Genomic DNA, 20,450 nt, shown 5'->3' on the forward strand with positions numbered 1-20,450 from the left:
CAAGGAGCCGGCAGCGATGGCCCGCCGCAGCACGAAGACCCCGCCGCCCGACGACTCGTTCGAGGAGAGAATCCTCGACATCGACGTCGTGGACGAGATGCGCGGCTCCTACCTCGAGTACGCGTACTCGGTCATCTACTCGCGCGCCCTGCCGGACGCCCGCGACGGCCTCAAGCCGGTGCACCGCCGCATCGTCTACCAGATGAACGAGATGGGCGTACGCCCCGACCGCGCCTATGTGAAGTGCGCGCGCGTGGTCGGCGAGGTCATGGGCAAGCTGCACCCGCACGGCGACGCGTCGATCTACGACGCGCTGGTCCGCATGGCCCAGCCGTTCTCGATGCGCGTCCCGCTGGTCGACGGCCACGGCAACTTCGGCTCGCTGGGCAACGACGACCCGCCGGCCGCCATGCGGTACACCGAGTGCCGGATGGCCGAGGCGACGAGCCTGATGACCGAGTCGATCGACGAGGACACGGTCGACTTCTCGCCCAACTACGACGGCCAGGAGCAGGAACCGGTGGCGCTGCCCGCCGCGTTCCCGAACCTGCTGGTGAACGGCTCGTCGGGCATCGCCGTCGGCATGGCGACGAACATGCCGCCGCACAACCTCGGCGAGGTGATCTCGGCCGCCCGCCATCTGATCCGCTATCCGAACGCGGACCTGGACACGCTGATGAAGCACGTCCCGGGCCCCGACCTGCCCACCGGCGGCCGGATCGTCGGCCTGGAGGGCGTCCGGGACGCGTACGAGACGGGCCGCGGCACCTTCAAGATCCGGGCCACGGTGGCGGTGGAGACGGTGACGGCCCGCCGCAAGGGGCTGGTCATCACCGAACTGCCGTTCACGGTCGGCCCCGAGAAGGTCATCGCCAAGATCAAGGACCTGGTCAACGCCAAGAAGCTCCAGGGCATCGCCGACGTCAAGGACCTCACCGACCGCGAGCACGGGCTGCGTCTGGTCATCGAGATCAAGAACGGCTTCGTGCCCGAGGCGGTCCTGGAGCAGCTCTACAAGCTGACGCCGATGGAGGAGTCCTTCGGCATCAACAACGTGGCGCTGGTGGACGGCCAGCCGCTCACGCTGGGCCTGAAGGAGCTGCTGGAGGTCTACCTGGACCACCGCTTCGAGGTGGTCCGCCGGCGCAGCGAGTTCCGCCGCACCAAGCGCCGCGACCGTCTGCACCTGGTGGAGGGCCTGATCACGGCCCTCGTCGACATCGACGAGGTCATCCGGCTGATCCGCTCCAGCGAGAACAGCGCGGACGCCAAGCAGCGTCTGATGGAGCGCTTCTCGCTGTCGGAGATCCAGACCCAGTACATCCTGGACACCCCGCTCCGCCGCCTCACCAAGTACGACCGCATCGAGCTGGAGGCGGAGAAGGAGAAGCTCACCGCGGAGATCGCCGAGCTGACCCGGATCCTGGAGTCGGACGCGGAGCTGCGCAAGCTGGTCTCGGCCGAACTGGCCGCGGTCGCCAAGAAGTTCGGCACCGAGCGGCGTACGGTCCTGCTGGAGGCCTCCGGTGCCCAGGCCGCCGTGGTGCCGCTCCAGGTCGCCGACGACCCGTGCCGGGTGCTGCTGTCCTCCACGGGCCTGGTGGCGCGCACGATGAACGGCGAGCCGTTCCCGGCGGACACCGACGGCAGGCGCGCCAAGCACGACGTGATCGTCTCCGCGGTCCCCGCGACCGCGCGCGGCGAGGTCGGCGCGGTGACCTCGACGGGCCGCCTGCTGCGCATCAACGTCGTCGACCTCCCCCAGCTCCCCGACACGGCGACGGCTCCCACCCTCGCGGGCGGCGCGCCCCTCTCCGAGTTCCTCTCCCTGGAGGACGGCGAGTCGGTGGTCTGCCTGACCACGCTGGACGAGTCCTCGCCGGGTCTCGCCCTCGGTACCGAGCAGGGCGTGGTCAAGCGCGTGGTGCCCGACTACCCGTCCAACAAGGACGAGTTGGAGGTCATCACCCTCAAGGAGGGCGACCGGATCGTCGGCGCGGTGGAGCTGCGCACCGGCGAGGAGGACCTGGTCTTCATCACGGACGACGCGCAGCTGCTGCGCTATCAGGCCTCCCAGGTGCGTCCGCAGGGGCGTCCGGCGGGCGGTATGGCGGGCATCAAGCTCACGGAGGGCGCGAAGGTCATCTCCTTCACCGTGGTCGACCCGGCGGCCGACGCGGTGGTCTTCACGGTGGCGGGCTCGCGCGGCACGCTCGACGACTCGGTCCAGACGACGGCCAAGCTGACCCCGTTCGACCAGTACCCGCGCAAGGGCCGCGCCACCGGCGGCGTGCGCTGCCAGCGGTTCCTGAAGGGCGAGGACTGCCTGTCCTTCGCCTGGGCGGGCCCGGTCCCGGCGAAGGCGGCCCAGAAGGACGGCTCCCCGGCCGAACTCCCGGAGCTCGACCCGCGCCGCGACGGCTCCGGCGTGTCACTGCCGAAGACGGTGTCGGTGACGGCGGGCCCGGTCTAGTCCTCGTAGTCCCCCTCGGGGCCTTCCGCCAGGCCCTGTACGTACCGCAGGACGCCCCACAGGCCGTGCTCGTCGGCCTGTGGGGCGTCGTTCGTGCACGCCTCCAGCTCCTTGCGCAGCGCTGCCGTGTCGATGCCGGAGCCGATCAGCACGAGCTGCGTGAGCCGCTCCTCGCCCCGTCCCCAGGCTTCCGGGTAGAAGCGCAGGAACCGCCCCACGGCATGCACGACGTACCGGTTGCCCGTGTCGTAGGGCCCGAGGTCGACATGCCCCTTGATCCGGTAGAGCCCCTCGGGACGGCTGTCGAGGAAGGCCATCAGCCGACGGGGGTCCAGGGGCAGCGCGGAGGCGAAGGACAGGCTGTCGTAGGCGGTGTGCAGATGTCCTTCGTGCGCGCCGCCCTCATGGTGGTCGTGCAGGTCGTCGAAGGACAGCTGTCCGATGCGCTCCTCGCCGGGCCGGCAGTCGAACAGGAACTCGGGGTCGATACGGCCGTAGGTCGCCGGGACGACGGCGGCCCCCCGGTCGCTGAGTGACCGCACGAGCCCGAGGACGCGCTCGCCGCCCTCCGCGGCCCGGTCGAGCTTGTTGACGACGACCAGGTCGGCCAGGGCGAGATGCCGGTCGATCTCGGGGTGCTTCGCGCGCGTGCCGTCGAACTCGGCGGCGTCGACGACCTCGACGAGGCCGCCGTAGACGATCCCGGGATGCTCGCTGGCGAGCAGCATCCGGACGAGTTCCTGGGGTTCGGCGAGACCGCTGGCCTCGATCACGACGACGTCGACACCGGTGCCGGGGTGGGCGAGCCGTTCCAGGTAGACGTCCAGTTCGCTGGCGTCGACGGCGCAGCACAGGCATCCGTTGCCGAGCGAGACGGTCGAGTCGCCGAGGGCTCCGGCCACGGCCATCGCGTCGATCTCGATGGCCCCGAAGTCGTTGACGATCGCCCCGATCCGGCTGCCTCCGCTGCGGTGCAGCAGGTGGTTGAGGAGCGTGGTCTTCCCGGACCCCAGGAATCCGGCGAGGACGACTACCGGGATCGGCCGGGGGGTGGGGTGGTGCTCCAACAGGGGCCTCTTTCGCGCGGGCGGGGTGGCGGGCCGGTCCAGGATAGGAAACCGCCGGACCGGACACCGCGCCCGACGGCGAAGGAGCTCACGGCACGGGCGAGCGTACGAAGCCCCCGGCCGCCGCCGGAGCCGGTGCGGAGACGGCCGGGCCCGCTGTCTGTTCTTCGGTCCGGTGAGGACCACGGGCGCCGGCGTCCGCCCCGGCAGGTGGGTGCCGGTCTCCGGACCCGCTACGGCCGACCAAGGTGGACTTGCCGTCGTCGACCGACCCGCAGGTGGCCAGCCGCAACAGGCCCCCCCGGGATCGGGCCGGTGGAGCACGTCTGATCTGCCGCTGCCGCGACGCCTGTCGACATGTCTAGAAGTACCCTTCTCGCTTGCGGTCCTCCATGGCCGCCTCGGACAGCCGGTCGTCGGCCCTGCTCGCACCGCGCTCGGTCACGCGGCTGGCGGCGATCTCGGCGATCACTTCGCCCACCGTCGAGGCGGACGAGTCGATCGCGCCGGTGCAGGACATGTCACCCACCGTGCGGTACCGGACCCTGCGCTCGCACAGGGACTCGTCGTTGCGGGGACCGCCCCAGTCGCCGGGCGCCAGCCACATGCCGTTGCGCCGGAACACCTTGCGCCAGTGCGCGAAGTAGAGCTTCCGGTCGCGGCGTCGACCCTGCCGTAGCAGATCAACTGGCGCGCAGGCCCCCGGTCGACAGCACCCTCTCGTCGCCGAGGGACCGGCCGGCCGAGTGGATGAGTCCGGTCCGACAGGCCAGTGACACGAGCTCGGCCCGGTCGCGGACGCCGAGCTTGGTACGCACTCGGTAGAGATGGGTACGGACCGTGGCCTCACCGATGATCAGTTCGCGGGCCACCTCCTCGGTGGACATGCCCAGCGCCACCATCCTGGTCACTTCCCGTTCCCGCGGGGTCAGCTCGGTCATCTCCGGGCACGCCGCAGTCTCCTGGGGCTCCGGCTGCGCACGGAACCAGGTGACCAGGCGCTCCGCGATGTTGGGCGCGAGCATGGTCTGTCCGGCGGCGGCCGCCTGGATCGCGGTGATCAGCTCCTGCGGGCTCGCGTCCTTGCCGAGCAGGCAGCTCGCGCCGGCGTGCAGCACGTCGCTCACCGTCTTGTCGGCGTCGGACGCCGTGAACACGACCACGCTGGGCGGCTCGTCCTCCTTGTCGAGTCTGCGGATCATCTCGAGGCCGGAGATGGTCTGGAGGTTCAGATCCGTGACCACGACATCGGGCCGCATGGTGCGCACCAGAACGATGGCTTCCATGCCGTTGTGGGTCGTGCCGATCACATCGATGTCCGGCACCGCGTCGAGGAGGGTCTTGAGACCGTCCGCGATCACGGGCAGCTGATCACAGATGAGCACCCGAATGGCCATTATGTTCGTTCCCCCTCGATGCGGATTGGGTAGAAGCCTCGCTGTCACAGACGGTTCGCGGCGCCGCGCTACCGCGAGGCTCGCCCCGGAGCAGTGACTCAGCCGTTGCCGTTGTTGTCCGTGGTCCCGAAGAGGACCGTCTCCGTCGAAGAGGCGACGGTGCGCTGCTGGACCGTCCCCGGCGCGTGGGCGTCGGAGGAGGTCGTGAATCCCCCCAGAAGCGCCCCGAGAGCGATGCCGGAGGCGGCGGCCATGGGGGCGAAGCGCATGAGGAACTCCTTTGGAGAGGACGACCGTTTCGACTCCACTGATGTTCGCGATCTGCCTTCCCGGCCGGTTCCCCTCCGGACACCCGCCGGATCCCTCAGTCGTGGGCCGCCCGACCTGCGGGACTCAGCGTGCGTTCTCCGGCACCTTCATGAGGGAGAAGAGGTTGTCCGCCGCCGAGCGGTGCTGCCGGGCCAGCTGCGCGTCTCCCTGGGCCTCGGCGGTACGGCCGAGGCCCCACAGCGCGCAGGCCTCGTCGTAGCGCAACTCCATACGGCAGGCGATCTCGTGGGCCAGGAGCTGCTGAGCCTGCGCCGTTTCCAGGTCTCCCTGCGCGTACCGCACCCGCCCCACCGAGAGGTGCACGGTGGCACGGTGGATGTCGTCGGTGCTGCTGGTGGCCTTGGCGAGGGCATGGTCGGCGCTGTCCGCCGCCTCCTCCAGCTCTCCCATGCGCGCCAGCACGTCGGCCCTGCGGGCGAGGACGAGCGGCAGCACCGAGGGCATGCTCATGCGCTGGCACCGTTCCAGCGCCGCGTCGGCCCAGCCGAGCGCCTCCTCGAAGCGGCCGAGGCGCTCGATCGCCTGGGAGAGATTGCTCAGCGCGTCCACGGAGAGCTGTATCTCCTTGATCGAGTCGAAGATGGTCACCGCCCTCTCCGCCGATTCCGCCGCCTCGTCGAACAGCCCGAGCCGCACCTGGACCAGGCTGAGGGTGCTCAGCGACGAGCCGTCGAGCCGGGTGAAGCCGAGCTCCTGCGCACGCGCGTTGGCCTCCTGGCACAGCCGCAGCGCGCGTTCCAGCTGCCCCATGCTGTTGCAGGCCTGTCCCAGCCTGGCCCGGCACTCCGCCTCGCTGTGCAGGTCGTCCATCTGCCGGGACAGGTCCACGGCCTCCTCCAGCCGGGCGACGGCCTCGCTCAGCTGCCCCAGGCGCCACTTGCCCATGGCCAGATTCATCAGGTTCAGCCGGGTCAGCGACCGGTCCCCGAGCTGTCGGGACGCGCTGACCCCCTTCTCCAGCGCCGCGTTCGCGCTGGCGTCGTAGGCGCGGATGCTGGAATGGAAGCCCAACTCACGCGGCAGCCGCGCGGCGTGCCACAGCAGTCCCTCGTGGTATGCGGCGTCCACCGCTGCCAGCAGACTCTCGCGGTGCTGGTCGAGCCATTGGAGCGCCTTGTCCTTGTGGTCGAACTCCTCGCGCTCCCGGCCTATTTCGTCGCCGTGCCCGAAGTGGCGCCGTCCGGGAAACAGGGTGTCGCACGCGCGTTCCGCCGCGATCAGGTAGTGATCCAGCAGCCGCCGCACCGCCTGCCCGTCCTCCGGCGCCTTCTGGCTCTGCGCGACTCGTTGCACGAAGCTGCGCACCAGGTCGTGCAGCGCGTACACCCCCGGCTCCCTGGCCTCCAGCAGCCGTACGTCCACCAGTTCTTCCAGGACGTCCTCGGCCGCCAGGACATCGGTGTCCAGCAGTGCGGCGGCTTCTTCGGCATCCAGATAGCGTCCGGGGTGGTGTCCCAGAAGCCGGAAGGCCGTTCGCTGTTCCCGGGGCATGGACCGGTACGACAGCAGCAGCGCGCCGGCCACTCCCCTTCCCTCGCTGGTGAGTTCGTCCAGGCGCCGGTCGTGGTCCCGCAGCCGTTCGACGAGTCGCTGGACAGTCCATTGCGGACGGTTCGCGAGCCGGGCGGCGGCGATCCGGACCGCCAGCGGCAGTCCTCCGCACAGCCGCAGCAGCTCACGGGCCGCGGCCGGCTCTCGTTCGACGCGTTCGGCACCGAGGGTGTTCCGCAGGATCTGGTGGCTCTCCGGTTCCGGAAGGGCGCCCAGGGAGAGCCACTCGGCCCCGTCGAGTCCGGTCAGCCGCGGGCGGCTGGTGATCAGGACCAGGCTGTCGGACGACGCGGGGATCAGTTCCCGCACCTGCTCCGAGGCGGCCGCATTGTCCAGGACCAGGAGCATGCGACGGCCGCGCATGTAGGACTGCCACCGCGCGGCGCGGCCCGCGGGCACCGTGGGCAGTTCCTCGCTGGGGATGCCGGCGGCGGAGAGCAGGTCTCCCTGCGCCTGGAACGCGCTGAGCGGCGTCTGGCCCGGTGTGAAGCCGTGCAGGTCTATGAAGAGACTGCCGTCCGGATACTGCTCGGCCAGTTCATGGGCGGCGCGGATGGCCAGTGCCGTCTTGCCGCCGCCGCCCATGCCGTCGAGGGCCAGGACCGTCGGTGCCCCCTCCAGGGCCCGCCCGGCCGCATCGCAGACCCACTCCAGCTCGGAGCTGCGGCCCGAGAAGTCGGGCACGTCGAACGGCAGCGCGTGCGGAGCGTCCGACACCTGGTGCTGGACACGGGACACGGCGCGTTCCGGGCGGGTGAGCGACGGGTCCTGGCGCAGGATGCGTTCGTGCAGTCCGGTCAGCTCCGTGCCGGGGTCGATGCCCAGCTCGTCTGCGAGTTGCCCTCGGGCACGGGCGAACTCATCGAGTGCGGCGGCCTGTTGGCCGGAGTGGTAGAGGGCGAGCATCAGCCGGCTGCGCAGTGTCTCGCGCAGCGGATGCTCGTCGACGAGGACACGCAGTTCGCCCGTGACCTCGGCGGCCTCGCCCGCCTCGATGCACAGGTCGTAGAGCTGCTCGGCAGCGGTCAGCCGCTGCTCCTCCAGAGCCGTGGAGGCGGCGTCGACCACACGGCCGCCGGAACCGGACAGCACCGGCCCCCGCCACAACGCCAGCGCCTCACGCAACTGTCCGGCGGCCTGCTCGGCCTCCCCCGCCTCCAGTGATGCTCTGGCCACTCTCAAGAGCTTCTGGTAGCGCAGCAGATCGAGTTGCCCGGCGTCAACGACCGCGCGGTATCCGGGCCCGTCGGTGACGATGATGTCGGGGCCGTGCGGAATGCGGCTGCGCAGTTTGGCGACCGTCTTGCGCACCTGGTGCTCGGCGCTGTCCGGCGGTTCGTCGTTCCATGCGGCCGCCACCAGACGGGAGACGGGCACGACACGCCCGGCTTCCAGGAGCAGCATCACGAGAACACGCCGCTGCAGAGCCCCGTTGACCGAGAGGAGTTCGCTGCCGCTACGGACTTCCAAAGATCCCAGAACGGCGAATTCCGGTCTGGGATATGTGTCGTCTTCCATTTGACCCGATGTCGCGGCCCGCACCTTATCCTCCCCCGTCAGCGATGAGATGGGACACACGCCACAGAGGGTAGATCATCTCGCGGAGCACACGCACCAGGCATGTCGGCTCCCGCGTCTCGTCCCCCCGTGCCTTCGCCTCGCAGAACGAAAACACAACTACCCGGCGCGCGTCACCGGGCGGTTGGCCGGATATCTGCGACAAGATCCTGCCGCGCCTTGGCGACTCGTTCGCGGGTGATCTCCGGTGTGCTCCCTTCCACGACCACGTAGGCGCGCCGAGCGCGCGGATCACCGACTGACGCGATCAGGTCACCGGCTGTATACGGGAAGCGGGCTCCGCGGACCCACGGGGTCACGGCGATGTCCTCCGTGCCGGTGTACGTCTCCAGCCGCCCTTCGGGCAGCAGGAAGAAACCGACCTCCGCGTACCGGGAAGCCTTCGGTACGACCGGACGTTCGCCCCGCAGGGCCGCGAAGACCGCCGCCTCCAGGTCGAACCCGCGCGCGATCTCGACCAGCAGGGGGATTCGGTCGGTGCCCAGGTGCGGACGGCAGGACACGATCCGCGGCCCGTGGGGCAGCAGCGCCACCTGCGTGTGAGCGGGGCCGAAGCGGTATCCGCTCGCCGTCAGCCGCTCCTCGACGACCGCCGAGATGATCTTTTGTTCGTCGTCGGTCAACGGTGCCGGATGGAGGTGGCCCGTCACGAGGAAGTAGGGCGGCCCCGTGGTGCGTTGAGCCGTCATCCCCACGACGTGATGGGCCCCGTTCACGGTCAGCGTCTCGACGCTCACCCGGGGAGCCTCCGCGGGGGCCCGGTCCTCCTCTTCACAGGACTGGAGTCGTTCGTACACCGCAGGGGGGTTCGGGGACAGGCCGAGCCGCCATGCCTCCCGGACCACCGGCAGGACGGAACTGCCGTGTCCGCAGTGCAGCACGGCGTCGATGTCATGGCGCCGCGCGGTCCGCGCGATGGTCTCGCGCAGTCCGGTCTCGTCGGAGAAATCGGTGAGCAGCAGTTCCTCGGAGACCTCTTCGACGCGCGGCGCGAAGTCGGCCTCCAACTGCGACGGGTCCCCTACCGACCAGATACGGAACCCCCGCTCGGCTCCCTTCCGCACGAGTTGGTGACTCGGCATCACGAGGAGCAGTCTGAACTGCGAGCTTCTGGAGGAGTGTGCACACATACGTGCCACTGTGCAGTGCGGTGTTCCCTCCCCGATCCCCTTCCCTTCCCCTCACCGGGCGGCCTCGGCAGCCCGGCGGCGGGTAAGCGAGATGCGCAGCCGCGGCGGAGGAATGTCAACGCGACGCTTCCTCGCGGTTGAACCTGACGCGGACGCGCAGAGCGGCGGTGGGTCCGTAGCGTCCTTCGTACTCGCCGGCACGGCCGGCGCAAGTCGCCCCTATTTCACCGGCGATGACACGTCGTTCGATATTCAACCTGGCGGTGAGATGTCCGAAAATCAGTGGAACGGTGTCGCCGTATATCACTACCCTGCTGCCGACCCAAGTCGTCCAGCCGAGGACACACCGTTGTACATCCTGTGAGAACTCCCGAGCACTAATTCGTCGCGCGTCGCGCATATGCGCCGCGCTTCCTTTTGCTGCGAGCCTCTCACTGAAACAGGTGTACTTCTGTGCTCGAAAAATGGGTGGTCGAACCCGTCCGTGTGCCCCTCATTCGCCGCCGTTGCCACGTGTGCGCGTCCGACGGTTTCCGGACGAGCGGTAAATTCCGCGTCAACGCGAACCACAAACTCATCGACGTCTGGCTCCTCGCGCTCTGCACCGCTTGCGGGGAGACCACGAAGCTCACGGTCATGGAGCGGATGAACGTGCGTTCCGTACGACCCGAGCTGCTGGACCGACTGCATGACAACGACCTCCGCCTGGCGGCTGAACTGCTCCAGGATCCGGTCGTGCGGCGCCGCAATCGCATCGCCCTCGACTGGGACGACGCCTGGCGCCTCGACACCGGCGGATCGGATCACCTGGACGACGAGGTGATCGACGTCTCGGTCCGCTTCGCGGCGCGGATACCCGTCCGGCCGACACGGCTGATCGCCGAAGGCTGCGGTCTTTCGCGGGCCGAGGTCGAGAAACTGATCACGGACGGGAAACTCGTTTCCGCAGTCCGGCTGAGCGGCAAACTCTCCGGCGACTTCACCTTCACGCTCAAGCGCTGAACCCTCCCCGGAACCAGGGCCTGTCCGGCGAAATCCGCCGGACAGGCCCTGGAAGGCTCACGAATGCGCGTCCGCGACAAGTTCGTTCGCCGTGACGCATGAACCGAACACCGGGATGACGGGTCGGGGCCGGTGTCGCGGAGGTCAGCCGGGCAGCTCGGCCGGGCGGGTCCGCGGGCCTGGGGCGAGGAGTTCGGACCGGCCGGGGTCACTGGTTGCTGAACGCCGAGTCGAAGGCCGCCTTCGGCAGCGGCCACAGGGCGGCGCGGATCCGGCCGACGGCCTCCGCCGCGCCGTGCAGCCGGTCCATTCCCGCATCCTCCCACTCCACCGAGACAGGGCCGTCGTAGCCGATGGCCGCCAGGGCGCGGAAGGCGTCCTCCCAGGGCATGTCGCCATGTCCGACGGAGACGAAGTCCCAGCGCCGGCGCGGATCGCCCCAGGGCAGGTGCGAGCCGAGGATCCCGGCGCGCCCGTACGGCGGCCGGACCCGGGTGTCCTTGCAGTCCACGTGGTAGATGCGGTCGGCGAAGTCCGTGATGAAGCCGACGGGGTCGACGCCCTGCCAGATCATGTGCGAGGGGTCCCAGTTGAAGCCGAAGGCCGGGCGGCGGCCGATCGCCTCAAGGGTGCGCTCGCTGGTCCAGTAGTCGTAGGCGATCTCGGACGGGTGGACCTCGTGGGCGAAGCGCACGCCCTCGGCGTCGAAGACGTCGAGGATCGGGTTCCAGCGGCGCGCGAAGTCCTCGTACCCCTCGTCGATCACCGCCTGGGAGACCGGCGGGAACATCGCCACGTACTTCCAGATCTTCGAGCCGGTGAACCCGACCACGGTGTCGGCGCCGAGCCTGCGGGCGACCCTGGCGGCGCGCTTCATGTCCTCGGCCGCGCGCTGCCGGACGCCCTCCGGGTCGCCGTCGCCCCAGACCTCCGGGCGCAGGATCGCCTGGTGCCGGAAGTCGATCGGGTCGTCGCACACGGCCTGGCCGCCGAGGTGGTGGGAGATCGCCCAGACCTTCAGCCCGTACCGCTCCAGGACGGCCTGGCGCTGCGGAAGGTAGTCGGGGTCGGCCTCGGCGCGGGCCAGGTCCAGATGGTCGCCGGAGGCCGCGATCTCCAGACCGTCGTACCCCCACTCGCCCGCCAGCCGCGCCACCTCCTCGAACGGCAGGTCCGCCCACTGACCGGTGAAGAGGGTGACCGGCTGCCGGGCCGGTACCTGGCTCTGGTTCATGTGCAGCCTCCTTGGCGTTCCGGATACTTTAGCTTACGGTGAGCAAAAGTCGACCTTGCTGGAGTCATCACTCCCCGTTTTTTCGACCTGTTCACGCGTTAGCTCCCCGGGAGGCTCTCCTCCGGGAGAGAGAAGAGGTGTGTGTCATGCGCGTCGCTGTCATCGGTACCGGCTTCATGGGGGCCGTGCATACCCGGTCCGCGCTCGTGGCGGGCGGCGAGGTGGTGGGCGTGGTCGGGTCGACGCCCGGGAAGGGCCGCCGGGCCGCCGCGGAGTTCGGGGCCGGCCAGGGCTTCGACTCGGTCGAGGACGTACTGCGGCACGGGGTGGACGTGCTGCACGTGTGCACGCCCAACGCCACGCACGCGGAGTTCTGCCGGGCGGCCCTCGCCGCCGGTGTCCCGGTCGTCTGCGAGAAGCCCCTGGCCACCGACGCCGCGACCGCACGCGAACTCACCGAACTGGCGGCGGAGCGCGGGCTGGTCACCGCCGTGCCCTTCGTGTACCGGTACTACGCGTCCGCGCGTGCGGCACGTGACCGGATCCGGCGACCGGGGCATCGGCCCCCCTGGCTGATCCACGGCAGCTATCTGCAGGACTGGCTCGCCGACGCGGAGGCCACCAACTGGCGGGTCGACCCGGCGGACGGCGGTGCCACGCGCGCGTTCGGGGACATCGGCGTCCACTGGTGCGATCTCGCCGAGTTCGTGACCGGGCAGCGGATCACCCGGGTGAACGCGTCCTTCGCCCGCGCGGTCCCGGCCCGGCCGTCGGCGGACGGCACCCCGCGCCCCGTCGAGACCGAGGACGGTGCGGTCGTCCTCCTCGAAACCGACGCCGGCGCGATCGGATCGGTGGTGGTCAGCCAGGTCTCCGCCGGGTACAAGAACGCGCTGTCGTTCTCCTTCGACGGGCCGGACGCCAGTTACGCGTTCCGCCAGGAGACCCCCGAGTCGCTGTGGATCGGCGGCCGCGACGCCAACGAGGTGCTGCTGAGAGATCCGAACCGGCCCGGGGCCCCCACCGGCCGGGCGGCCCGCCTGCCGTCCGGGCATCCGCAGGGCTACTACGAGGCCTTCGCCGACTTCGTCGCCGACGCCTACGCGGCGATCCGCGGCGAAGAGGTCACCGGGATGCCGTCCTTCGCCGACGGGCTGCGCGCGGCCGACATCGCCCAGTCGGTCGTCGACTCGGCGCGCGGCGGCGGCTGGGTCGACGTGCCGGCGACGGTGCAGGGGTTGACGAAGAAGCGCGGCTGAGCCGCTACCGCGCGCCCGCCAGCGGCAGGTCGAGGGGGAGCGGCTCGGTGAAGTCGCCGGTGCGTGCGCGGATCCCGCGAGGGTTCCCGTGCCGGAGCCACTGGTCGAGCAGATCCGGGTGCAGCAGCTCGTCGATGGCCAGGGTGGCCGCGCCGACTACTCCCTCGGCGCGGTCGAGATCGACCCGGTCGATGACGAGTTCGTCGGTGGCCAGCGGCAGGGACCGTCTGGCCACGACCTCGGCGACGGGGTCCCGGAACACGTCGCCCGCCTGCGCCAGCACGCCGGCGAGGTAGACCGTCGACGGGTTGAAGACACTGACGAGCGTCGCCAGCTGCCCGCCGACCAGCTCACCCGCCCTGGTGACGAGTTCGGTGCTGACCCGGTCGCCGGCCAGGCAGCCGTCGAGCACGTCGGTGACGGCCAGCGGCGCGCCCCGGCGCTCCAGACGCTCCAGGCGCTCGGCCAGGAAGGGGCTGCGCCCCTCCAGGGCCGCGGCGCGCGCGTCACGGGTGAGGGCCCAGCCGCCCGCGAACGCCTCCAGGCACCCGAACTTGCCGCACCGGCACCGGTGGCGGGACTCCTCGGCGACGATGGTGTGCCCGAGGTCGCCGGCCGCGCCGCGCGCGCCCCGGTGCAGCCGGCCCCTGGACATCAGGCCCAGGCCGATCCCGGTGCTCGCCTTGACGAGCAGGATGTTGTCGCCCGCGGCCGCCCGGGTCCGGCTCCAGGCGCCCAGCGCCATCAGGTTGGCGTCGTTGTCGACCCAGGCCGGCACGTCGTAGTGGGCTTCGAGCCGGTCCCGGAGCGGGAAGCCGTGCCAGCCGGCCATGATCGGCGGCCGCACGGGCATCCCGCGCGCGAAGTCGACCGGCCCGGGTACCCCCACGCACACGCCCCACAGGCGCTCCCGCAACTCCGGGCTCAGCAGCTGCCCCGCCACGTCGACCAAGGTGGCCAGGGACGCCTCGGGGCCCGACTCGATGTCCCACGCCACCCGCCGCTCGGCGAGCACGGTCCCGTCCAGGTCGGTCACCGCGGCGTGCAGATGGGTGGCGCCGAACACCGCGCCGAGGACGACACCCCGGCCGGAGTCGATCCGCAGGATGCGGGAGGGCCGTCCGCCGGTGGACGGGGCCGGCTCGCCCTCGGCCACCAGGCCGACCCGGATCGCGTGGTCCACCCGCTGCGTGATGATCGTCCGGCCCAGCCCGGTCTGCCGGCCGAGGTCGGGCCTGGTCACGGCCGTTCCGCTCCTGATCAGGCTCAGGACCAGGGAGAGGGTACGGGTGTGGTCGGTCATGCAGTGAGCTTATGGTCCTGGCGGCCTCCACGACCGCCGGCCTCGACAGCACCCCGCGTCCGACTCCGCGTCCGAGTCCCCGTCCGAGTCCACGTCCGAGTCCACGTCCGGCTCCGGCTCCGGCTCCGGCGCCGCGCGCGAAGCCGACCGCGTGGAAACGTCACCCGGCCGCCCGGCCGGCTCGGTCCCGACCGTCGTCCGCCACGGCAACCACAGCACCACGCAACTTCCATCAACATTGATCGAGTCAATCCATGCCGAAGCGGCTACGGTGACGCCCATGCGCGATCAACACCCCGCTCCCGGCAGTCCCGCGCGGCGGCTGAGCACCAAGGAGACCGCCGAACTGCTCGGCGTGAAGCCCGAGACCGTGTACGCCTACGTGAGCCGGGGCCAGCTCAGCAGCAGACGTGAGCCCGGTGGCCGCGCCAGCACCTTCGACGCCGGGGAGGTGGAGGCACTCGCGCGGCGCAACAGGCGGGAGGCCGCCGGGAGTCCGGGCTCCGGCGGTGATCTGTCGGTGCGCACCCGGATCACGCTGATCGACCAGGACCGGTACTTCTTCCGGGGGGTCGACGCCACGGAACTCGCCGCGCACCACTCCTACGAGGAGGTGGCCGAGTGGCTGTGGACGGGCCGCATGACCCGGGGCATGACCTTCACCGCGCCGGAGGCCACGGTCACCGTCGCCCGCCGGACCGTCGACGCGCTGCCCGAACACACCTCGCCCACCGACCGGCTGCGGGTCGCCACGATCGCCGCGGCCGCCGAGGACCCGCTGCGCTTCGACCTGTCCGAGGAGTCCGTCCTCGGCACCGCGCGCGTGCTGATCCCCACGCTCGTCGCCGCGCTCCCGGTGCAGCGCCGGCGAGGGCACGACGACGGCCCGCTGGCCCACCGCCTGTGGCGCCGGCTGACCGGCGTCGATCCCAGCGACGCCGCGCTGCGCGTCCTGGACACCGCGCTCGCCCTGCTCGTCGACCACGACCTGGCCGCCTCCACCCTCGCGGTCCGGGTCGCGGCCTCCGCGCGTGCACACGCGTACGCGGCCGTGTCGGCCGGGCTCGGCGTGCTCGAAGGCCCCCTGCACGGCGCCTCCAGCGGCCTCGCCCACCGGATGCTGGTCGATGTCCTCGACCAGGGCAGCGCCGTCACGGTGATCGCGGACGAACTCCGCGCGGGCCGCCGTATCCCCGGCCTCGGCCACCGCCTCTACCAGGGCGAGGACCCACGCGCGCGTGCGCTGTTCGCGCTGCTGGAGCAGGTCCCCCGCGCGGAGCCCGCCCTGCTCGCGGCCCGGGACATCGTCGCCACGACCGCCCGGCACACCCCGCTGCACGCCAACGTCGACCTCGCGCTGGCCGTGTTCACGGCCTCCTGCGGCATGCCCGCCACCGCGGGCGAGACGATCTTCGCCGTCGCCCGGACGGCAGGCTGGATCGCCCACGCCCTGGAGGAGTACGGCGAACGCCCGCTGCGCATGCGTCCCAGCGGCCACTACGTAGGCCCGAAACCGCCACAACCCCTACCGTAACCGCCTTTCGGCAACCTCTTCGGCACCGCCTTCGGGGGCGCGAACGGAGGAGGCCGGAAGTCACCCCGGGCAAAGTCAGGTTAGGCTCACCTCTGTGAGTAGGTGCGCAACCGTCTCCCGGATGCTCGACGAGCCCGTTTCGGGTACCGCAGCCACCGCGACGACGTGGCTGCTGCTGGAACAACCCGGCCCGTGGGGTCCCAAGGCGCTCACTTCGAGCCATCTGGACCCCGCGCTGGGCCGCGCCCTTGAGGCCGCCGCCAAGGGGACCGGCGTACGGATCGCGCTCATCCGCCGCCCCGGCCGCCACGCCGACCCCGGCACCTCCGCCGTACGTCAGGTGTACGTCGCCCACACGGTGCCCGGGAACGTCTGGCTGCACAGCGCCACCACCCGCGACCCCAGCCGGCTGCTCGGCCTCGACTTCGCCGCGCTCGGCGCGGGCGACCACCGTTCGTTCGACGCGGCGCTCGACGGCAGGCCGCACCCGGGCAGCCCGCTCGCGCTCGTCTGCACCAACGGCAAGCGCGACCGCTGCTGCGCCCTGCTGGGCCGCCCGCTCGCCGCCGAACTGGCCGCGTCCGGCGTTTCGGGCACCTGGGAGGTCACCCATCTGGGTGGTCATCGCTTCTCGCCGACGGTGCTCGTCCTGCCGTACGGCTACGCGTACGGCCGCGCCGAGGCCCATGCCGTCAAGGAGGTCCTGCACAGCATCCACGAGGGCCGTGTGGTGCTGGAGGGGTGCCGGGGCTGCTCCGCCTGGGAACGGCCCGGCCAGGCGGCCGAACTGGCGGTGCGCGAGGCGGCGGGCGAGTACGCGGCGGGCGTGCTGAGCGTCGTACGGACCGAGGGCGCGGCCCCGCGCTGGGAGGTCACGGTCGCCCACGCCGACGGCCGCCGCTGGCGGGTGTCCGTGGCCCAGGGCGCCTCGCTGCCGCCGCGCCCGGAGAGCTGCGGGGTGTCGGTACTGGGGTCGCCGGCCCGGATGGACGTGGTGTCGCTGCGGGAGCTGCGGACGACGACGGCGCTGGCGAGCTGACCCGGGGCTCCGGGGCTCCCGGGTTCCGCGTCTCCCACGCTTCCCCAAGAACTGGTCAAGAGATCCACGCCACACCCCCTTAAGCACGGCGCACCCGCGCACGTACCGTCGTGGGTATGACCCCCACGCCCCCTGTGCGCCGTCTGCGCCCCCGGCTGCCCCGGAAGGTGTTCTCGCAGGTCCTGTTGATGCAGCTGGCGATCGCCGCGGGCGTCGCCGTGCTCGCGACCGGGCTCTTCCTGGCCCCCCTGAGCAAGCAGCTGGACCAGGAGGCGATGCGCAGGGCGCTGGCGATCGCCCAGACCACGGCGCAGGACCCGCAGATCGCCGAGGGCGTCCTGACCACCGCGCCGACCGTGAACGGGCCGGTGCAGAAGGAGGCGGAGCGGATCCGGAAGGCCACCCACGCCGAGTACATCGTGGTGATGGACCTGGGCGGATTCCGCTGGTCGCACACCACGCCCTCGGAGATCGGCCGGCATGTGTCGACCTCACCCAAGGAGGCCTTGGACGGCAAGGAGGTCATGCAGATCGACAACGGCACCCTGGGCCGCTCCGCCCGCGGCAAGGTGCCGCTGTACGACGCGCAGCACCGGATCATCGGGGCGGTCTCGGTCGGTATCGCCTACGACAGCGTGCGGGCGCGGCTGCTCAGCACCATCCCCGGGCTGTTCGCCTACGCCGGCGGCGCCCTGGCGGCCGGCGCGCTGGCCGCCTGGCTGATCTCCCGCAGGGTTCAGCGGCAGACCCGCGACCTGGCCTTCTCCGACATCTCGGCGCTGCTCTCGGAGCGCGAGGCGATGCTGCACGGCATCCGGGAGGGCGTCGTCGCCCTCGACCGCGGCGGCCGCATCCGGCTGCTGAACGACGAGGCGAGACGGCTCCTGGGCATCGGTGACGAGGCCGTCGGCCGGTCCCCCGACGAGGCGCTCGGCGCGGGCCGTACGACCGATGTGCTGGCCGGCCGGGTGACCGGCACCGATCTGCTCACCGTGCGCGGCCAGCGGGTCCTGGTCGCCAACCGCATGCCCACCGACGACGGCGGCGCCGTCGCCACCCTGCGCGACCGCACCGAACTGGAGCAGCTCGGCCGTGAACTCGACTCCACACGCGGTCTGATCGACGCCCTGCGCGCCCAGGACCACGAGCATGCCAACCGCATGCACACCCTGCTCGGGCTGCTGGAACTGGAGATGTACGAGGACGCCGTGGAGTTCGTCGGCGAGGTGGTCGGCGACCACCGGGTCACCGCCGAGCAGGTCACGGAGAAGATCCAGGACCCGCTGCTGGCCGCCCTGCTGGTCGGCAAGGCCACCGTCGCGGCCGAGCGCGGGGTCGCCCTGTGGGTGTCCGACCGCACCTGGCTCCCGGACCGGCTGATCGATCCCAGGGGCCTGGTCACGGTCGTGGGCAACCTGGTGGACAACGCGCTGGACGCGGTCGCCGGTACGCCGCACGCGCGCGTGGAGGTCGAGTTGTGCACGGAGGGCCGCGCGATCGTCCTCAGGGTGCGTGACACGGGGCCCGGGATCCCGGCGGCACAGCGGGAGCTGGTCTTCACCGAGGGCTGGTCCACCAAGAAGCCGCCCACGCACGGCAAGCGCGGCATCGGGCTTCCCCTGGTGCGCCGGCTCGCCGAACGGCAGGGCGGCAGCGCGACCGTGGGCGAACCGGAGGGCGGGGGCGCCCAGTTCACGGTCGTGCTCCCCGAGGCGCTGACCGCGCCGGAACTGGAACGGGAGCCGGCGCGCACCCCGGCCGAGGAGGAGGCGCGATGATCGAGGTCCTGGTCGTGGACGACGACACCCGGGTCGCCCGGGTCAACGCCGCCTACGTCGCCAAGGTGCCCGGTTTCCATGTGGCCGGCGAGGCCCACAACGCGGCCGAGGCCCTGCACCGGCTGGAGACCCTGCCCCGCCTCGACCTCGTCCTCATGGACCACTATCTGCCCGACGACACGGGCCTCGCGGTGGTCCAGGAGATGCGCAGGCGAGGCCACCAGACCGACGTGATCATGGTGACGGCGGCCCGGGACGTGTCGACCGTGCAGGCGGCGATGCGCCAGGGCGCCCTGCAGTACCTGGTCAAGCCGTTCGCGTTCGCGGGGCTGCGCGCCAAGCTGGAGGCGTACGCGCAGCTGCGGCGCACCCTGGACGGCGGCGGAGAGGCCGAACAGGCCGAGGTGGACCGCATCTTCGGCGCGCTGTCCGCGCCGTCCGAGCCGGGGCTGCCCAAGGGGCACTCCCCCACCACCGCCGAGCTGGTGCGCCAGTCCCTGATGAGCGCCGAGGGCCCGCTGTCGGCCCAGGAGATCGCCGAGCGGACGGGGGTGAGCCGCCAGACCGCCCAGCGCTATCTGAAGCTCCTGGAGCGCACCGGACGGGCCCGGCTGACCCTCAAGTACGGCGACGCGGGCCGCCCCGAACACCGTTACGTGTGGGCGACCCGCGGCTGAGACCCGCTCACCCGGCCGTCACTTGGCGGCCTCGACGAACTCGGTCGTGTAGGTCTTGCTCAGGTCGACATCGGCGTTCTGGATGTTCGTGTTGAACGCCTTGAGCACCTTCTCCACGGTCTCCGGGCCGTTCTGGGGCATCACACCGTCGTCGGTGAACATCGGCAGCGTGCTCTTGATGGACTGCGTGTAGAGGGCCTTGTCGCCCTGGGAGTAGTCGGCGGGCATCTTGGCCGCGATCTCGGCGGCGCTGTGCGTGGACATCCACTTGAGCGTCTTGACGAATGCATTGACCAACTTCTGGACGGTGTCCTTGTGACCGTTGACCCAGTCCGTCTGCATGTACAGGCTCGACGACGGGTACGGGCCGCCGAGCGCCTTCTGGGAGCCCTCCGGCGTCCGCATGTCCAGCAGGACCTTGCCCGCCTTCTTGTCCAGGATCGTCGCGACGGTCGGGTCGGTGGTCATACCGCCGTCGATGGAACCCTGCTGCAGCGCCGAGATGAAGGTCGCGCCCGCACCGACGGCGACCGGCGAGAAGTCGCTGACCTTCACCCCGTTCTTGACGGCGAGGTACTTGGTGAGGAAGTCGGTCGACGAGCCGAGGCTGGTGATGCCGAGCTTCTTGCCCTTGAAGTCCTTGGGCGAGGTGATGTCACCGGCCGCCTTGGTGGAGACGATCTCCACCTCGCCGGGCGCGCGCGAGAACTGCACGACGGACTCCACGGCCTTGCCCTTGGTCTGGAGGTCCAGGGTGTGGTCGTAGAAGCCGACCGTCCCCTGGACCTGCCCGGCGACGAGCGCCGTCTCGGCCTGGACACCGGCCGGCTCGGTCAGCAGCTCCACGTCGAGGCCCTCGGCGTCGAAGTAGCCGAGCCGCTGGGTGAGCATCGCGGGCAGGTAGATGACCTTGTCCAGGCCGCCGACCATGATCTTGACCTTCGTGCCCTTGCCGGAGCCGGTGGAGGCCGTGCTCGCCGCGTCGTTGGCACAGGCGGTGAGGGAGGAGACGGCGAGCAGGCCGGCGGCGGCCAGGGTGCTGTATCTGGCGGACTTGCGCATGCGGTTCACGTCCTTGTGAGAGGGCGGTGCGGGGAG

General features: G+C 71.1%; 15 protein-coding genes and 1 pseudogene. 7 read left to right on the top strand and 9 right to left on the bottom strand.

What is annotated here, in order from left to right; translation table 11 throughout:
* Window positions 1-16: 16 nt before the first annotated feature.
* A complete protein-coding gene (locus tag SSP29_RS31830; protein ID WP_089104307.1) occupies window positions 17-2,473 on the top strand; it encodes a DNA gyrase/topoisomerase IV subunit A in 2,457 nt (818 codons plus the stop codon).
* Here SSP29_RS31830 and SSP29_RS31835 read toward each other — a convergent pair.
* The 6 genes and pseudogenes from SSP29_RS31835 to SSP29_RS31855 all read right to left on the bottom strand — a co-directional run bounded on the left by SSP29_RS31835 (window position 2,470) and on the right by SSP29_RS31855 (window position 9,478).
* Window positions 2,470-3,540, bottom strand: a complete 1,071-nt coding sequence (locus SSP29_RS31835) for a CobW family GTP-binding protein (protein WP_089104308.1) — start codon at window positions 3,538-3,540, stop codon at window positions 2,470-2,472. The two genes, SSP29_RS31830 and SSP29_RS31835, sit on opposite strands and share 4 nt — an antisense overlap.
* Window positions 3,541-3,901: 361 nt before the next feature.
* Window positions 3,902-4,192 (bottom strand): annotated as a pseudogene (locus tag SSP29_RS31840) (sulfate adenylyltransferase subunit CysD); the annotation flags it as partial.
* A gap of 31 nt (window positions 4,193-4,223) precedes the next feature.
* Complete coding sequence (locus SSP29_RS31845; RefSeq protein ID WP_089104309.1) at window positions 4,224-4,937, bottom strand: response regulator; 714 nt, start codon at window positions 4,935-4,937, stop codon at window positions 4,224-4,226.
* A 98-nt stretch (window positions 4,938-5,035) separates the two neighbouring features.
* The gene (locus SSP29_RS58715) at window positions 5,036-5,206 is read right to left on the bottom strand and encodes a hypothetical protein (RefSeq protein ID WP_167450045.1); all 171 of its coding nucleotides are present in this window, start codon (window positions 5,204-5,206) and stop codon (window positions 5,036-5,038) included.
* A gap of 124 nt (window positions 5,207-5,330) precedes the next feature.
* The gene (locus SSP29_RS31850) at window positions 5,331-8,288 is read right to left on the bottom strand and encodes an AfsR/SARP family transcriptional regulator (RefSeq protein WP_245883314.1); all 2,958 of its coding nucleotides are present in this window, start codon (window positions 8,286-8,288) and stop codon (window positions 5,331-5,333) included.
* A gap of 221 nt (window positions 8,289-8,509) precedes the next feature.
* A complete protein-coding gene (locus SSP29_RS31855; RefSeq protein ID WP_245883328.1) occupies window positions 8,510-9,478 on the bottom strand; it encodes an ATP-grasp domain-containing protein in 969 nt (322 codons plus the stop codon).
* 501 nt (window positions 9,479-9,979) lie between these two features.
* Here SSP29_RS31855 and SSP29_RS31860 point away from each other — a divergent pair.
* Complete coding sequence (locus tag SSP29_RS31860; RefSeq protein WP_089104310.1) at window positions 9,980-10,528, top strand: DUF1062 domain-containing protein; 549 nt, start codon at window positions 9,980-9,982, stop codon at window positions 10,526-10,528.
* A gap of 208 nt (window positions 10,529-10,736) precedes the next feature.
* Here SSP29_RS31860 and SSP29_RS31865 read toward each other — a convergent pair whose 3' ends face one another.
* The gene (locus SSP29_RS31865; protein ID WP_089104311.1) at window positions 10,737-11,762 is read right to left on the bottom strand and encodes a sugar phosphate isomerase/epimerase family protein; all 1,026 of its coding nucleotides are present in this window, start codon (window positions 11,760-11,762) and stop codon (window positions 10,737-10,739) included.
* A gap of 146 nt (window positions 11,763-11,908) precedes the next feature.
* Here SSP29_RS31865 and SSP29_RS31870 point away from each other — a divergent pair, with 146 nt between their 5' ends.
* The gene (locus tag SSP29_RS31870) at window positions 11,909-13,021 is read left to right on the top strand and encodes a Gfo/Idh/MocA family protein (protein ID WP_089104312.1); all 1,113 of its coding nucleotides are present in this window, start codon (window positions 11,909-11,911) and stop codon (window positions 13,019-13,021) included.
* Window positions 13,022-13,025: 4 nt separating this feature from the next.
* Here SSP29_RS31870 and SSP29_RS31875 read toward each other — a convergent pair whose 3' ends face one another.
* A complete protein-coding gene (locus SSP29_RS31875) occupies window positions 13,026-14,324 on the bottom strand; it encodes an ROK family protein (protein ID WP_089104313.1) in 1,299 nt (432 codons plus the stop codon).
* Between the two features lie 280 nt (window positions 14,325-14,604).
* Here SSP29_RS31875 and SSP29_RS31885 point away from each other — a divergent pair, with 280 nt between their 5' ends.
* From SSP29_RS31885 to SSP29_RS31900, 4 genes are all read left to right on the top strand, one after another.
* A complete protein-coding gene (locus tag SSP29_RS31885; protein WP_089104314.1) occupies window positions 14,605-15,858 on the top strand; it encodes a citrate synthase in 1,254 nt (417 codons plus the stop codon).
* Window positions 15,859-15,952: 94 nt separating this feature from the next.
* Window positions 15,953-16,897, top strand: a complete 945-nt coding sequence (locus tag SSP29_RS31890) for a ferredoxin family protein (protein ID WP_089104315.1) — start codon at window positions 15,953-15,955, stop codon at window positions 16,895-16,897.
* 116 nt (window positions 16,898-17,013) lie between these two features.
* Window positions 17,014-18,675: an ATP-binding protein gene (locus SSP29_RS31895; RefSeq protein WP_089104316.1), complete on the top strand. Its 1,662-nt coding sequence runs from the start codon at window positions 17,014-17,016 to the stop codon at window positions 18,673-18,675.
* Window positions 18,672-19,352, top strand: coding sequence for a response regulator (locus SSP29_RS31900; protein WP_089104317.1), 681 nt, complete (start codon window positions 18,672-18,674; stop codon window positions 19,350-19,352). Before SSP29_RS31895 ends, SSP29_RS31900 begins: the two co-directional genes overlap by 4 nt.
* Window positions 19,353-19,370: 18 nt before the next feature.
* Here SSP29_RS31900 and SSP29_RS31905 read toward each other — a convergent pair whose 3' ends face one another.
* A complete protein-coding gene (locus SSP29_RS31905) occupies window positions 19,371-20,414 on the bottom strand; it encodes an ABC transporter substrate-binding protein (RefSeq protein WP_089104318.1) in 1,044 nt (347 codons plus the stop codon).
* Between the last annotated feature and the right edge of the window lie 36 nt (window positions 20,415-20,450).

Source organism: Streptomyces hyaluromycini (assembly GCF_002217755.1).
Classification (GTDB): domain Bacteria; phylum Actinomycetota; class Actinomycetes; order Streptomycetales; family Streptomycetaceae; genus Streptomyces; species Streptomyces hyaluromycini.